General features: G+C 69.3%; 14 protein-coding genes. 8 read left to right on the plus strand and 6 right to left on the minus strand.

Translation table 11 applies throughout. From position 1 onward, the window contains the following. Position 1: 1 nt before the first annotated feature. Positions 2 to 922 carry a LysR substrate-binding domain-containing protein gene (locus EJO71_RS05860; RefSeq protein WP_125947701.1) on the plus strand — a complete coding sequence of 307 codons (921 nt, stop codon included), beginning with the start codon at positions 2 to 4 and terminating at the stop codon, positions 920 to 922. Beyond that, a complete protein-coding gene (locus EJO71_RS05865; protein WP_125947700.1) occupies positions 919 to 1,911 on the plus strand; it encodes a tripartite tricarboxylate transporter substrate binding protein in 993 nt (330 codons plus the stop codon). The genes EJO71_RS05860 and EJO71_RS05865 overlap by 4 nt, the downstream gene beginning before the upstream one ends. A gap of 4 nt (positions 1,912 to 1,915) precedes the next feature. Here EJO71_RS05865 and EJO71_RS05870 read toward each other — a convergent pair whose 3' ends face one another. Further along, the gene (locus tag EJO71_RS05870) at positions 1,916 to 2,488 is read right to left on the minus strand and encodes a putative glycolipid-binding domain-containing protein (protein ID WP_240651847.1); all 573 of its coding nucleotides are present in this window, start codon (positions 2,486 to 2,488) and stop codon (positions 1,916 to 1,918) included. A gap of 280 nt (positions 2,489 to 2,768) precedes the next feature. Here EJO71_RS05870 and EJO71_RS05875 point away from each other — a divergent pair, with 280 nt between their 5' ends. From EJO71_RS05875 to EJO71_RS05885, 3 genes are read left to right on the plus strand one after another with little or no spacing between them, the layout of a single operon-like run. Then, positions 2,769 to 3,386, plus strand: a complete 618-nt coding sequence (locus EJO71_RS05875; protein ID WP_125947698.1) for a YiiX family permuted papain-like enzyme — start codon at positions 2,769 to 2,771, stop codon at positions 3,384 to 3,386. Positions 3,387 to 3,439: 53 nt separating this feature from the next. Then, the gene (gene dinB, locus EJO71_RS05880) at positions 3,440 to 4,684 is read left to right on the plus strand and encodes a DNA polymerase IV (RefSeq protein ID WP_125947697.1); all 1,245 of its coding nucleotides are present in this window, start codon (positions 3,440 to 3,442) and stop codon (positions 4,682 to 4,684) included. 7 nt (positions 4,685 to 4,691) lie between these two features. Next, entirely contained in the window at positions 4,692 to 5,375 is a 684-nt protein-coding gene (locus EJO71_RS05885; protein WP_125947696.1) for a TIGR02117 family protein, read from the plus strand. A 10-nt stretch (positions 5,376 to 5,385) separates the two neighbouring features. On the opposite strand, the gene EJO71_RS05890 is transcribed toward EJO71_RS05885, so the two are convergent. Next, positions 5,386 to 6,429 carry a purine nucleoside permease gene (locus EJO71_RS05890; RefSeq protein WP_125947695.1) on the minus strand — a complete coding sequence of 348 codons (1,044 nt, stop codon included), beginning with the start codon at positions 6,427 to 6,429 and terminating at the stop codon, positions 5,386 to 5,388. A gap of 97 nt (positions 6,430 to 6,526) precedes the next feature. Continuing rightward, entirely contained in the window at positions 6,527 to 7,207 is a 681-nt protein-coding gene (locus EJO71_RS05895; RefSeq protein ID WP_125947694.1) for a hypothetical protein, read from the minus strand. Between the two features lie 219 nt (positions 7,208 to 7,426). Between EJO71_RS05895 and EJO71_RS05900 the strand changes: the two genes are divergently transcribed. Beyond that, positions 7,427 to 7,843 carry a nuclear transport factor 2 family protein gene (locus tag EJO71_RS05900; protein ID WP_125947693.1) on the plus strand — a complete coding sequence of 139 codons (417 nt, stop codon included), beginning with the start codon at positions 7,427 to 7,429 and terminating at the stop codon, positions 7,841 to 7,843. A gap of 16 nt (positions 7,844 to 7,859) precedes the next feature. Here EJO71_RS05900 and EJO71_RS05905 read toward each other — a convergent pair whose 3' ends face one another. The 3 genes from EJO71_RS05905 to EJO71_RS05915 form a co-directional block, all read right to left on the minus strand. Next, positions 7,860 to 9,347: a class I adenylate-forming enzyme family protein gene (locus EJO71_RS05905; protein WP_125947692.1), complete on the minus strand. Its 1,488-nt coding sequence runs from the start codon at positions 9,345 to 9,347 to the stop codon at positions 7,860 to 7,862. A 3-nt stretch (positions 9,348 to 9,350) separates the two neighbouring features. After that, a complete protein-coding gene (locus tag EJO71_RS05910) occupies positions 9,351 to 10,337 on the minus strand; it encodes a tripartite tricarboxylate transporter substrate binding protein (RefSeq protein ID WP_125947691.1) in 987 nt (328 codons plus the stop codon). A 161-nt stretch (positions 10,338 to 10,498) separates the two neighbouring features. After that, on the minus strand, positions 10,499 to 12,829 hold the full coding sequence (locus EJO71_RS05915) for an acyl-CoA dehydrogenase (protein WP_125947690.1): 2,331 nt from the start codon (positions 12,827 to 12,829) through the stop codon (positions 10,499 to 10,501). A 105-nt stretch (positions 12,830 to 12,934) separates the two neighbouring features. Here EJO71_RS05915 and EJO71_RS05920 point away from each other — a divergent pair, with 105 nt between their 5' ends. Beyond that, positions 12,935 to 13,720 carry a citryl-CoA lyase gene (locus EJO71_RS05920; RefSeq protein ID WP_125947689.1) on the plus strand — a complete coding sequence of 262 codons (786 nt, stop codon included), beginning with the start codon at positions 12,935 to 12,937 and terminating at the stop codon, positions 13,718 to 13,720. A 10-nt stretch (positions 13,721 to 13,730) separates the two neighbouring features. Further along, positions 13,731 to 14,894 (plus strand): acyl-CoA dehydrogenase family protein, encoded by a 1,164-nt coding sequence (locus EJO71_RS05925; protein WP_125947688.1) that lies wholly within the window; start codon positions 13,731 to 13,733, stop codon positions 14,892 to 14,894. Positions 14,895 to 14,939 lie beyond the last annotated feature (45 nt).

Here is a 14,939-nt window from a genome sequence, read left to right on the forward strand (position 1 = left end):
TATGGACATACGGGCACTGCGCTACTTCGCCGCGGTCGCGGAAACCGGCCACATGACGCGCGCGGCCGAACAACTGGGCATCCAGCAGCCGCCTTTGAGCCTGCAGATCAAGGCGCTCGAACGCGAGCTGGGCGTGCTGCTGTTCCGCCGCCATCCGCGCGGCGTGGCGCTGACCGACGCGGGCCGGCTGTTCCAGGCCGAGGCGCTGCGCATGCTGCAGGACATGGAGGCCATGAAGCAGCGCATGACGCGCGTGGCCAAGGGGCAGTCCGGCACGCTCGCGGTGGGCTTCACCAGCTCGGCCGCGGCGCACCGCTTCATGCCCGAGGCGCTGCGCGAGTTCCGCCGCGAATACCCGGAAGTGGAGCTGCAGCTGCGCGAAGACAACGCGGCAGAGCTCACCGAGGCGCTGGCCGCGGGCCGCCTGCACTGCGGCCTGCTGCGCGTGCCGGTGGCGCGACCCGAGGGGCTTCTGTTCGAGACGCTGCTGCGCGAGCCGGTGCTGGTGGCCATGCCCAGCGACCACCGCCTTGCCCTCGGCCGCGACAAGGACTCGCGCCCGCTGCCGCTCGCGAAGCTCTGCGAGGAAGGCATCATCCTCGTGCGGCGCCCGGGCGCGCCCGGCCTCTATGCCGACCTGCTCACGCTGTGCCACGCCAAGGGACTGCGCCCGCGCGTGGTGGCCGAAGTCGATCGGATGATGACCAACCTCAATCTCGTGGCCGCGGGTGTCGGCCTCTCGGTGGTGCCGGCCTCGATGCATGGCGTGCACGCACACGCCATCGCCTACGCGCGGCTGGCCGACGGCGGCCAGCTCGACGCGCCGCTCACGCTGGTGTCGCGCGCCGAGGAAGACAACCTGCCCGCGCAGAATTTCGCCGCGCTCCTGCGCCGGCTGGCGCTGGAGAACCCGGGCTCATGAACCGGCTTCGCCGCCGCCTGCTGCAGGGCTCGGGCACGCTGCTCGCGGCCGCCTGCGCGCTGCCACGCGTGCTGCACGCCGCGCCGGCGCAGTGGCCGAACAAGCCGGTGCGCCTGATCGTGGTCTATCCGCCCGGTGGCGTGAGCGACGGCATGGCGCGCGTGCTGGCAGAACCGCTCGCGCGTTCGCTCGGCGTGCCGGTGCTCATCGAAAACCGCCCCGGCGCGGGCGGCAGCCTCGGCATGGACGCACTCTCGCGCGCCACGCCCGACGGCTGCACGCTGGCCTTCTCGGCCATCAGTCCGCTCACGCTGCACCCGCTGCTGGCGCGCGTTCCCTACGACCCGATGCGCGCCTTCGTGCCCGTGGCCAGCGTCATGCGCACGCCGGTGCTGGTGGTGGGCACGCCGGCTTTCACGGGCCTGGGCTTCGGCGAGCTGATCGCGCAGGCGCGCAGGCAGCCGGGCGCGGTGCGCTGGGCGACATCGGGCGTGGCGACCATCGGTCACCTGGTGCTGGCGCAGGTGCGCGTGCAGAGCCGCACCGACATCACGCACATCCCCTACCAGGGCGGCGGTCCGCAGCTCAACGATGCGCTGAGCGGGCAGTTCGAAGTGCTGTCGACCAATGTCGCGGCGCAGCAGTTGCAATACATCGAAGGCGGGCGCTTCCAGGCGCTGGCAGTAGGCGCGCCGGCGCGCATCGAGGCGCTGCCTGCCGTGCCCACTCTTGCGGAACTCGGTTTCGAGAAGGCGAACCGCGATTCGCTCTTCGGCATCTTCGCGCCGGCACGCACGCCAGCGGCGGTGGTGCAGATGCTCAATGCCGAGATCAACCGGGTGCTCGAAAGCGACACGGTGCGCTCGCGGCTGCGCGCAGCCTACAACCTGCCGGCCGGTGGAGGCACCGAAGCCTTCGCGCACGAGATCGCGCTCGACCGGCGGCGCAACCGCGAACTGGTCTCGGGCGACCGCTCGCAGTTCGACTGAGCGGCTACTTCTCGGCGACCCAAAGCCGCGGGTAATCGAGCACGAAGCTGTCTTCCGTCACGCGCAGCGTCTGCGCATAGTCGAAGCGCTTCGCCTCGTAGGCGTATTCGGTGTCGCTGCGCCGTTCGTAGCGCTGCATCAGCTCGCTGAGCACCCCACCGCCGTCGATGTCGACCCATGCGGCGGGTGCATCGGCGCCCTCGCCTTTCGAAAGCCCGAGGCGACGCAGCTGCAGCAGATTGGTGGCGGGCGTGAAGCCCAGGTCGAGGTCGATGCAGTGCGACAGGTCGGGCACGGGCTCGTCGTTGAGCTTCCAGTGGCCGCGCGCGTCACGGGCGATCGACAGGTCGACCGCCGAATCGCCGAGCCAGCCGCGCACCGTGCCCCACTGGGTGTGCCATAGCAAGTCGCAGCGCACGCGATAGTGCAGCTGGCCGGTGCGGCCGTCTTCCAGGCGGAACACGGCGGCTCCGTCGAGTTGCCAGGCCGAGGCATTGCGTTCGAGGCGGCAGGCATCGTGGCCCGGGACGTCGAGCCTGCGCCAGAGGATGGAGGCGACCGTTTGCATGGCGCGCATGATGGCACCGGCACGCTGCGGCACGCAAGCAATGACCCGCCGTCCCGCAGGTGCCAGTCAGGTTCGGGGGAGACGATTTCCCCGCATGACGCCTCCGGCAGACATCCCTCCCCCTGTGGACTCCGTGGAACCGTACGACCCGCCCGCGCCCGCCGAACAGATAAACCACGAGGCGGCGGAATGCCTGATAGGCGAGATGGAGCCACCCGACACGAGTGACAGTGCCTTGCCTCCAGAGGAGAGATAGCTGGCCGCGCAGCGTGCCCCACAATCCGCGTTCATGACCTTCAGGCTACCTGCAGCCCTCGCGCTGGCACTCTCCTTTCTGCTGGCCGGGGCCGCCCATGCCGCGGCCGCGCTGAAGGACGGCGACATCATCTTCCACACCTCGCGCTCGGCGCAAAGCATCGCGGTGCAGCGCGCCACCGGCTCGCGCTACAGCCACATGGGCGTCGTGCTGATGCGCGATGGCAAGCCCTACGTGTTCGAGGCGGTGTCGACGGTGCGCTACACGCCGCTCGCACAGTGGACGGCGCGCGGCAACGGCGGCCGTTACGTGGTGAAGCGGCTGCGCAACGCCGACACGCTGCTGACGCCCGGCGCGATTGCAAAGCTGCGCGCGGGCACATCCGACTTCGAGGGCCGCCCCTACGACCTGACCTTCGAGTGGTCGGACAAGCGCATCTACTGCTCCGAACTCGTGTGGAAGCTCTACCAGCGCGCGCTGGGTGTACGCATCGGCGAGCTGCAGAAGATCCGCGAATTCAACCTCACCGACCCGGCGGTTCGCGCCAAGATGCGCGAGCGCTACGGCGACAAGGTGCCGATGGACGAGCCTGTGATCTCCCCCGTGGCGATGTTCGACTCGCCCCTGCTGGTGACGGTGGAAACGCGCTGACCCGATCGCCCCCAGGCAGGCACGCGGCGCCCGACCGCGAGACAATTGTTTCCGTGAGCTCCCAGACCCCGACGACACCGCCGATCCGCCGCATCGCGCACCTCGACATGGACGCCTTCTACGCGTCGGTCGAGCTGCTGCGCTATCCGCAGCTCAAGGGCCTGCCGGTGGTGATCGGCGGCGGCCGCCGTCGCGTGGACGAAGCCATCCGCAACCTGCCCGAAGGCGGCACGCTGGCCGACATTCCGGTCGATTCGTTCCCGCTGCTGAAGGACTACACCGGCCGCGGCGTGATCACCACCGCCACCTACCCCGCGCGCCAGTTCGGCGTGGGCTCGGCGATGGGGCTCATGAAGGCGGCCAAGCTGTGTCCGCACGCCATCATCCTGCCGGTGGACTTCGACGAATACCGGCGCTATTCGCGCGCCTTCAAGAAGATCATCCTGGAGGTCGCGCCGCTCATGGAAGACCGCGGCGTGGACGAGGTGTACATCGACTTCACCGACGTGCCCGGCGGGCAGCGCGAGGGCGGGCGCTCGCTGGCGCGGCTGCTGCAGAAGGCCATCCTCGACGCCACCGGCCTCACCTGCTCCATCGGCGTGGCGCCCAACAAGCTCATCGCCAAGATGGCGAGCGAGTTCAACAAGCCCAACGGCATCTCGGTCGTCTACGAAGACGACCTCGAGAAGCTCATCTGGCCCCTGCCCTGCCGCAAGGTGAACGGCATCGGCCCCAAGGCCGACGAGAAGCTCAAGCGCTTCGGCATCGAGACCGTGGGCCAGCTCGCGGCGCGCGACCGCGACTGGCTTATCGCCAACTTCGGCAAGGCCACGGGCGCGTGGATGCACGAAGTCTCGTGGGGCCGCGACAGCCGACCGGTGGTGACCGAGAGCGAGCCCGTGTCGATGAGCCGCGAGACCACCTTCGACCGCGACCTGCACGCGGTGCGCGACCGCGCCGAGCTGGGCGCGATCTTCACGCAGCTGTGCGAGCAGCTCGCCGCCGACCTGCAGCGCAAGGGCTATGTGGGCAAGACCATCGGCATCAAGCTGCGCTACGACGACTTCAGGATCGCCACGCGCGACCAGACCATCAACCGCTTCACCGACGACGCGAAGACCATCCGCCACACCGGCGGCCTGTGCCTGAAGCGCGTGCCGCTGGAGCGTCCGCTGCGCCTCTTGGGCGTGCGCGTGGGTGCGCTGGCGAAGGCGGGCAGCCCCGAGGCGCTGGCGCCTGCCGGCTCCGGTGGACACCGTGCGGCGGAACCGGTGGCGACCACCGCTTCGCTCTTCTGAGTACGCGATGGTCCGACGCTGGCTGCGCCGCATCGCCTTCACGCTGCTGGGCTTCGTCGCGCTGGTCGGTCTCTACGTGGCCACAGCCTGCGCGCTGGTGTTCTGGCCCGCCAATGCCGAACCGCCTGGTGACGCCAAGGCCGACGTACAGGCCTGGGTACTGAGCAACGGCGTTCACACCGACTACGTGTTCCCGATCCGCTCGGCCACCATCGACTGGCTGCAGGTGTTTCCGCTGAAGGACTTCAGGGCGCCGCCGCCCGACGCCGAGTTCGTCGCCATCGGTTGGGGCGACCGGGAGTTCTACCTCAACACGCCCACCTGGGCAGACCTGACGGCCGCGCGCGCGTTCGGCGCGCTCATGGGCGGCAACCGCGCGCTGATGCACGTGAGCTACCTGCGGCGCAACCAGCTGGGGCGTAGCGCCTACAGCCTGCCGCTCTCGCAGGCTCAGTACGCACAACTCGCCGGCTACGTCCGCGCCGCCCTGCCCTCGGGCCAGGCCACGCCCATCGCCGGCGCGCACTACGACAACCAGGACGCCTTCTACGAGGCCGAAGGCGGCTACAACCTCTTCGAAACCTGCAACACCTGGACCGGCCGCGGCCTGCGCCGCTCGGGCGTCACCGTCAGCCGGTGGACGCCCTTCGACTTCACGGTGACGTGGCACCTGAAGCCGGCACTGCCCTGATCGGCAAGCCTCAGGGCTTGGGCACGCCGCCCGACCACTTCGGCCAGTTCGCGACGATGTGGTCAACCACGCGCGAGCCCACCAGCTCGATGTTCTCCACCGTCTCGGCGAAGCCGCCAGCCGTTTCTCCGGGTGCCGGGTCGAGGTGCTGCAGCGTGGTTTCCTTCGGGTTGCCCTGGTCGAAGTTGACGGCGCCGCGCAGGCTCATCACGCGGTCGGTGCCGTGGGTGCGCTTGATGACCAGGGTGATGGCGGCGGCCTCCATCTCGGTGATGACGTAGTCGTCGGCGCCGTAGAGCCTGGCGATGTACTGCGCCTGCTTCGACATGCCGGGGCCGTGGAAGAAGGTGTCGCCGGTCATGTGCGTGCCGGTGCCGACGAAGGGCGCGCGGCGCGCCGCCACGTCGGGGTAGCGCAGGCGGTACTTGCGGGCCGATTCGGAGTCCTTCAGCGGCGTGTCGGCCGAGAGCTTCATGGCCCAGCTCACGAGGTCGGGGTTGAGCTTGAATCGGCGGTATTCCTCGTAGCCCTTGCGCGGCATGAAGGTCGGCTCGCCGGGCTTGTTCTCCTCGGGCGCCCAGCGGTGGCCGAGGTCGTAGTCGACCAGCCAGGTGGCCCAGCTGACCTCGCCGATGGTGCCGCGCGAAGGCGGCGTGCCGGCCACGCCCGAAATGACGTAGTAGCTCTGCGAGAAATCGAACCGCGGATTCAGCAGGATGGCCTGCATCGACGACGACGAGTTGACCTTGCCCATGCCCAGCACCGCGCCGCACACGCCGTCGGCATTGCAGTACACGGGCTGCAGCGCGCCGGGCACGGCGATGGGCTTGGCGTCCTTCCAGTAGCGCTCGTACCAGTGCTGGAACTCGCCGGCGCGGTCGCCGGTGTTCTGGCCGATCTCGAACATGGCGGCGACGAAGACCTTGACCTTCACCGGGGCAGCCGCGGCTGGAGCCGTCGTCGTGGAAGTGGAGGCGCAGGCCGTGAAGAGCAGCGCCGCTGCGGGCACGGCCAGCCATCGGGCGGCGGAAAAGGAGGACTTGAGCGAAGTCATTCTGGAACCTGGTCAAAAGGAAAAGACGGCCGGGCAGGAGCAACAAGCGCGCCCGGCCCGCAGGCCGGCATTTTCCGCCGATGCGCGCAGGTAGCGCTCAGTTGCCGGTCGCGAGCACGAGGCGCACGCTGTCGGCCTCCAGCATCACCGCGTAGCCAAGGTCTTCGGCCAGGTTCTGCAGCGCGACGGCGTCGATGGCCAGCGCGCGCGGTGCGCGGTGCGCGTCGAGCACGGCATTCGCGCTGCCGGGCTCGCGTGGCAGAGCCGTGAGGCGCAGGGCGTTCGCGCCGTCGGCCTCGATGCGGATCGCTCCGGCCTCGTCCGCGCCGTCGTGCAGGTAGCCCAAGGCGCCGAGGAAGAGGTAGCGCAGCGCAGCGGCGGCCGGCCAGCGGTGCTCGTCGTCCCTGGGCTCCAGGGAGGCATCGACGTCGAGCGCCACGCCGTGCAGGTCGAAGGCAGAGCGCATCAGCGTCACGCACTGCGCCACCAGCGTGCCGCGGGTGATGCCGTCGTCGGCGGTCGCCAGTTCCCAGTCGCGCAGCGAACGGATGGCCTCGACCAGCTCCGAGACCTGGCTGTCGATCAACCCCACCCGCTCCTCGCAGGCCGCGGCGTCGATGGTGGCCGCGCCGACCTGCCGCTTGAGCATCAGCAGCGCCATGCGGATCACCGAGACCGGCGCCGCCATGTCGTGCCGCAGGGCTGGCAGCGCGCGAGTGAGAAGTTCGTGGCGCACGCCGGCGGCAATCCAGCTGCGCGCACTGGGAGACGACTTCATCGCGCGGCAGCCTCTGGCTTCGGGTTCATCGGCAAGGTCAAGGCTATTTCCGGAAACTTGTAGTTAACAAACAATTTACAAGTATCGTGCCCGCCCCCGGCCACAGGTGTAGGAGCGTGCCTACGATGCCCTGGGTGGAGATGTCCGGAACCGGCGGGCCGGCGCGCGGCACGCGCCCTAGCCTCGGGCTTCCGTCCACTCCCACCGCCGACCCACCCCATGACACCGGAACAGAACAAGCGCGCCGTCACCGAAGCCTGGAAGGCCTTTGCGAGCCGCGACCCGCAACGCATCGAGGCCGTCTTCACCGAGGACGCCGAATGGCTGGCGCCCAGGGGCAACGCGACGGCGGTGGCGCTCGACGTGCCCGACCACATGATCGGACCGGCCGCGATCGCACACTTCCTGGTGGAGGCTTTTCCCAGGCTCTTCGTCGCCAACGTCGAAGTGAGCTTCTCCCACCTGTACTGCGACGGCGACACCGTGATCCTCGAAGAGCGCATGCAGGCCACGCTGGCCAGCGGCAGGCACTACGACAACGACTACTGCTTCGTCTTCGGGCTGCGCGAAGGCCGCATCGCCCGCGTGCGCGAGTACATGGACACGCAAAAGGGCCGCGCGGCGATCTTCGGCTGAACCGCCAGGGTCCGAATCAGCAGCGCGCCCGCAGCTCGCGCTTGAGCAGCTTTCCGTTGGCCGTGGTGGGCATCGCGTCGATCACCTCGATGCGGGCCGGCCGTTTGTAGGGCGACAGGTGCTCGACCAGATGTTCTCGCAGGGCCGCTTCGTCGAGCGTCGCATCGGGCTTCAGCTCGATGAAGGCGACGACCTGCTCGTTGCCGTCGGCCTCGGGCACACCGACCACCGCGCACAGGTGCACGCCGTCGAAGCGGCCGATGACCGCTTCGATCTCCGCCGGGTAGACGTTGAAGCCCGAGCGGATGATCATTTCCTTCAGCCGGCCGACCACGAACAGCGCGCCGTCGGGGCCGAAGCGCCCGAGATCGCCGGAGGCATACCAGCCGCCGGGGCGCATCACCTGCGCCGTGGCGGCGGCGTCGCGGAAGTAGCCGAGCATGAGGCCGGGGCCGCGCAGCCAGATCTCGCCGGTGTCGCCGGTCGCAACGTCTTTGCCGTCGGTGCCCAGGATGCGCGCCTCGCCTCCTTCCACCGCGTGGCCCGCGGACGTATCCGCACGGGGCGACTCGGTGCGCGTGAGAAACACCGAGCCCGCGTACTCCGACAGCCCGTAGCCATAGTGCAGCGGCTGGCCGAAGAGCCGCTCCACGCGCTGCTTGAGCGCCGGATCGAGCGGCGCCGAGCCGGTGTAGACATAGCGCAGATGCGGAAAGCGCGGCGCCGCGCCTTCGGTCTCGATGTGGGCCAGCAGGCGCGCGTACATCGTGGGCGGCCCGAGCAGGTTCGACACCTGCTCGTGCGCCAGCGCCTGCAGCACGTCGGCCGGCGAGAAGCTGCCGCGCAGCACCAGCGCGGCACCGCCCGTGAGCGCTGCCATCAACACAGTGCCGATGCCGAAGATGTGCGTCATCGGCAGGAAGGCATAGACGCGGTCGCGCTCGTCCAGCGCGCGCACCTGCGCCGAGACGCGCCCGAAATGCAGCAGGCCGCGGTGCGACACCATCACGCCCTTGGGCGTGCCAGAGGTGCCGGAGGTGAAGATGATGGCGGCGGTGTCGGCCAATGCCGGATCGGGCTCGGTGCGCGCCTCGTCGCGGGCCGCCGAGCGCATCACGCCGGCGAGTGCCGTCGGCTTTGCACCGGCCCTCCGAGCGTGCTTCTCGGCGGCTTCGGATGCCCCGGTCGTGAAGCAGCAAAGCCGCGCATCCGCGCGCTCGACGATGGCCCCGATCTCACCGGGCGACATGCGCGCATTCACGCCGCACGACCACGCGCCCACCCGGCTGCAGGCCATGAGCAGCGCGATGTGCGGGGCGCAGTTCTCGGCCACCAGCAGCACGCGGTCGGTCGGCCGCACGCCGGCTGACAGCAGGTCCTGCGCGGCGATGTCGACCATGGCCTGCAGCTGCGCGTATGTCGTCGTGCCGCCCGGCTCGAAGAGAAAGACCGCATCCGGCGTGCGCGCCGCACGCTCTTCCAGCAAATGATGAATCCGCCGCATCGCCTATTCCGCCTCGATGCCCTTGGACGCCGTCGCCCACAGCTGGCGGTCGGACTTGCCCTTGGCCGCCAGCACGTCGGCCGCGCCCGACCACACGTCGTAGCCCTGCTCGCGCAGCCGGTTCGCGATGTCCTCGCGCGCCAGCATCTTCTGCGCGGCGGCGTTCATGCGCGCGACCATCGCGGGGTCCATGCGTGCCGGTCCGTAGAGGCCGAACCAGCCGCCCACGTCATAGCCGGGCACGCCCGACTCGACCATGGTCGGCACATCGGGAAGCATGCGGTTGCGCTGGCGTGAGGTGACGGCCAGCGCACGCACCTTGCCCGTCTGGATGAAAGGCTTCGAGGTGGCGATGATGTCGAACATCATGGTCACGGTGCCGGCCATCACGTCCGCCAGCGCCGGCGCGCTGCCCTTGTAGGGCACGTGCGTGAGCTGCACGCCGGTCATCTTCTCCAGCAGCGCGCCGCTCAGGTGGTTGGAGGCGCCCACGCCCGCCGAGCCGTAGAACACCTTGCCGGGCCGCGCCTTCGCATAGGCCAGCAGCTCGGCCACGCTGCGCACCGGTACCTCGTTGTTGACGACCAGCACGTTGGTGTAGTCCACCAGCGGCGCGATCGGCGCCAGGTCCTTCATCGGGTCGAAGGCCATGTGGCGCTGCACGTTGGGGTTGATGGTGATGGTCGGGCTCGCGCCGAAGAACAGCGTCGCGCCGTCGGGCGCAGCCTTGGCGACTGCGTCGCCGCCCAGCGAGCCGCTGGCGCCGGGGCGGTTGTCCACGATCACCTGCGTGCCCAGCTCCTGGCTCAGCGCCGGCGCGAGCAGCCGCGCGGCGCCGTCCACCGGACCGCCGGCCGAATACCCGACCACCAGCTTGATGAGCGGCGGCAACGGCTGCTGCGCGAAGGCTCGGTGCGGCAGCGCACCGAGTGCAGCACCGCCGGCCAGCGCGGCCATGAGTTGGCGGCGCGAGAAGTGAATCGATGTCATGAGCGTTGTCTCCTGTTGTTGATCTACAAGTCAGGCTCAAAAGCCAAGCAGGACTGTTCTTTCGTGAAACACCGCGGAACCGGCTTTGCCGGGCCGCAGGTGTTGCCCCCGGTAGGGGGTTGGCGAAGCGACACGAAGTGCGCGAAGACTGGGGGCGAGCCTCATACGGGCAGGTCGAGCACCTGCCGCGCGAGGATGTTGCGCTGTATCTCGTTCGTGCCGCCGTAGATCATTGCGGCGGTGGAGCCGATGAGCGGCGAGAGCACGTTGAAGCTCTGGCCGTCGAGCACCTGGTCGCCGGCCACCGCGCCCTGTTCCTCGCCCGCCTCGACCAGCAGCGCGCCGATGCGGTGGTAGGTCTCGCTCGCCCAGATCTTCAGCAGCGACACCGATGCGGGCAGCGGCTTGCCGGCACGCACGATGTTCGCGAAGCCGGTGTAGGCGGCCGACAGGTCGAGCACGTCGAGCCGCAGCGCCGCGAAGCGCTGCGCGAACACCGGGTCGGCGAACAGCCGCCGCGCCTGCGCCAGCCGCGCGAGCTGGCCCAGCGCGTACTGCGACTGCTTGGGGCTGCCGAGGAAGATGCGCTCGAAGCCCAGCAGCGCCTTCGCGATGGTCCAGCCGCCATGCAGCTTGCCCACGAGGTTTTCGGCCGGCACGCGCACGTTGTCGAAGAACACCTCGCAGAACTCGGGCTCTCCGGCCAGCGTGTGGATCGGCCGGATCGTGATGCCCGGCGTGCGCAGGTCGCACAGCAGGAAGCTGATGCCCTCCTGCTTGCGCGCGTCCTTGTCGGTGCGCACCAGCATGAAGATGTGGTTGGCGTCCTGCGCGAGCGTGGTCCAGATCTTCTGGCCGTTGACCACGAAATGCTCGCCCTGCGCGTCGCGCGCCGGCATCGCCTCGGTGCGCAGGCCCGCGAGGTCGGAGCCGGCGTTGGGCTCCGAGTAGCCCTGGCACCAGACGTGCTCGCCGCTGAGGATGCGTGGCAGAAAGCGCTGCTGCTGCCCGGGCGTGCCGTGCTGGATGAGCAGGGGCCCGATCATCACGATGCCCTGGTCGGGCGCGCGCGCCACGCCGTGCTGCTCCAGCTCCTCGATCCATGCGATGAGCTTGTCCGCCGGCAGCCCCATGCCGCCATGCGCCTGCGGCCACGCGGGTGCGATCCAGCCTTGTGCCGACAGCGTGAGGTACCACTCGCGCATCTCGCTCCAGCGTGCGCGGTGCGAGAGGTAGCGCAGTTGCTGCGGGTAGCGCTGCTGCAGGAAGGCGCGCACCATGCGGCGGAAGTCGGGCTCGGGCATGGCGGACCAGTCGGCAATGCGCGGGAACTCAGCGCTCCACTCGGCGGCCGCGCCCGGCGTGGCTTCCGCATCGCCCGACAGCGATGCATGCCGGCGCTGGTGCGCACTGGTGTTGCCCAGCCATGCCGACAGGCACAGCACCCGCTTGTAGAACAGGCTCAGGTCGCATTCCTGCGTGTAGCCGATGGCCCCATGCAGCTGCACCGATGCGCGCGAAGCCTGCAGCGCGGCGGCGGTACAGCGGGCGTTGACGCGGCTGGCCTCGGCTTCCATCAGGTCTGCTTCCAGCCCCTCGGCAGTCAGCGCAAGCACCTCGTCCAGCGTGGCCTTCGCCACCTCGAGGTGGATGAACATGTCGACGCAGCGGTGCTGCAGCGCCTGGAAGCTGCCGATGGGCTTGCCGAACTGCGAGCGCGTGCGCAGGTAGGCCAGCGTCTGCGCCAGCATGGCCTGCCCCGCGCCCAGCAGTTCGGCCGACTGCAGGATCTGGCCGGTTGCGAGCGCATGCCGCAGGGCCTCCTGCGCGGCGGGGCCTTCGGCCAGCACCGCATCAGCCGGCAGCGCCACTTGCTCGAAGCGCAGGTTCGAGGCCTGGCTGCCGTCGACCAGCGGCACCAGCGTCTCGCTCACGCCTTCGGTGCCGCGCGGCACCCACAGCAGCACCGCGTCGTCGTCGCCGCGCGCCGACACCAGCCAGCCGCTGGCGGCGGCGCCGGGCAGCACCATGAGTTTTTCACCCTGCAGCAGCACGCCGCCTTGGTGCCCCGGCCGGGCCTCGCAACCGCAGGCCAGTGGCACGGCGCTCAGGTCGCCCGCACTTTCCTGCCAGGCCAGCGCGGGCAGGCTGCGGCCCGAGACCAGCTCGGCGAGCAAGGCATTCGCGCCGGGCGTGCCGAGCCGCGCCAGCAGCAATGCACTGAGGCCGGCCACGGCCAGCAGCGGCTCGGGCGCGACATGCTCGCCCGCGGCCCGCAGGATCTCCGCGGCGCCGTCGAGCCCCAATGCGAGTCCTCCGGCCAATTCGGGCGCCAGCATGCCGGTCCAGCCGAGCGCGGCGATGTCGCGCCAGCCCTCGGCCTCGTCGCCGCCGGGATGTTCCATGCGCGCCCGCCGCCGCTGGATGGCGCGGCTGCGAACGAAGTAGTCGAGCGCCGATTCGCGCACTGCCGAAAGTGATTCAGGATCCATCGCCGCAGCGTGCCCGAAGACCCCGCCGGGCGGCATTTGCATTTGCCGAAGGGAGGGTTTCGCAATCAGAGAGCCGCCCCGCGCGAGGCGGGCTAGATTCGGCCCATGACCACCAAGATCAAGAAATCCCTGCACACCGAGCTGGGCCACAGCACGCCCGACAGGATCACCGTGCGCGGGCGCGACCTGCCTTCGGAGATCCTCGGCCACCTGAACCTCGGCGACATGGCCTTCCTGGAACTGACGGGGCGCATCCCGACGCCGCAGGAGTCGGTGACCTTCAACGCCATCGTCGTCACGCTGGTGGAGCACGGCGTCACGCCGAGCGCGCTGGCCGCGCGCCTCACCTATGCCGGCGCACCCGAGGCGCTGCAGGCGGCCGTGGCGGCCGGCCTGTGCGGCCTGGGCACCGTGTTCGTCGGCAGCACCGAGGGCGCCGCGAAGATGCTCTACGAGGCGATTCCCTTCGGCGAGAAACCCTCCCGCCCGCTCGCCGACATGGCGAAGGACATCGTGGCCGACCACCGCGCGCGCAAGCTGATCGTGCCGGGGCTGGGCCATCCGCTGCACAAGCCCATCGATCCGCGCACGCCGCGCCTGTTCCAGATCGCGGCGGAGAACGGGCTTTCCACGCACTACGTCGCGCTGATGCAGGCGGTGCAGGAAGAAGCCGAGCGCGTGTCGGGCAAGTCGCTGCCGATCAACGCGACCGGGGCCATCGGCGCCATCGCGGCGGAGTTCGGCTTTCCGTGGAAGATCATCCGCGGCTTCGGCGTGATGGCCCGCGCCATCGGCCTCGTGGGCCACATCCTGGAGGAGATCGACGACCCGATGGCGATCGAGATCTGGCAGCGCGTGGAGAAGGAAGCCGGCGGACCGCACCAGGACTGAGTCAAGACCGATGAACAACGCCAACGACAAGAACTACCCCGACATCCGCGACGCCGTGCGCGACCTGTGCGCGCAGTTTCCCGATGCCTATTTCCGCAAGATCGACGAGGCGCGCGGCTACCCAGCCGAATTCGTCGACGCGCTCACCAAGGCCGGCTGGATGGCCGCGCTGATCCCGCAGGAGTACGGCGGCTCGGGGCTGGGCCTGACCGAAGCCTCGGTCATCATGGAAGAGATCAACCGCTGCGGCGGCAACTCCGGCGCCTGCCACGGCCAGATGTACAACATGGGTACGCTGCTGCGCCACGGCAGCGAAGCGCAGAAGCGCGCCTACCTGCCGAAGATCGCCAACGGCGAACTGCGCCTGCAGTCGATGGGCGTGACCGAGCCAACCACCGGCACCGACACCACCAAGATCAAGACCACCGCCGTGAAGAAGGGCGACCGCTACGTCGTCAACGGCCAGAAGGTGTGGATCTCGCGCATCCAGCACTCCGACCTGATGATTCTGCTGGCGCGCACCACGCCGCTGGCAGACGTGAAGAAGAAGTCCGAGGGCATGTCGATATTCATCGTCGACCTGCGCGAGGCCATCGGCAAGGGGCTGACGGTGCGGCCTATCCTGAACATGGTCAATCACGAGACCAACGAGCTGTTCTTCGAGAACCTGGAGATCCCGGCCGAGAACCTGATCGGCGAGGAAGGCCAGGGCTTCAAGTACATCCTCGACGGACTCAACGCGGAGCGCACGCTGATCGCGGCCGAGTGCATCGGCGACGGCTACTGGTTCATCGACCGGGTCACCAAGTACACGAAGGAGCGCGTGGTGTTCGGCCGGCCCATCGGCCAGAACCAGGGCGTGCAGTTCCCGATCGCCGAGTCCTTCATCGAGGTGGAGGCCGCGAACCTCATGCGCTACGAGGCCTGCCGTCTGTTCGATGCGCACCAGCCCTGCGGCGCGCAGGCCAACATGGCGAAGTACCTCGCGGCCAAGGCGAGCTGGGAGGCAGCCAACGCCTGCCTCCAGTTCCATGGCGGCTTCGGCTTCGCGTGCGAATACGACATCGAGCGCAAGTTCAGGGAGACGCGGCTGTACCAGGTGGCGCCGATCTCGACGAACCTGATCCTCAGCTACGTCGCCGAACACATGCTCGGCCTCCCCCGTTCCTTTTGACCAACCCCCAGGCTTCGCGCACTTCGTGTCGCTTCGCCAACCCCC

Source organism: Variovorax sp. 679 (genome assembly GCF_003952185.1).
Taxonomy (GTDB): Bacteria; Pseudomonadota; Gammaproteobacteria; order Burkholderiales; family Burkholderiaceae_C; genus Variovorax.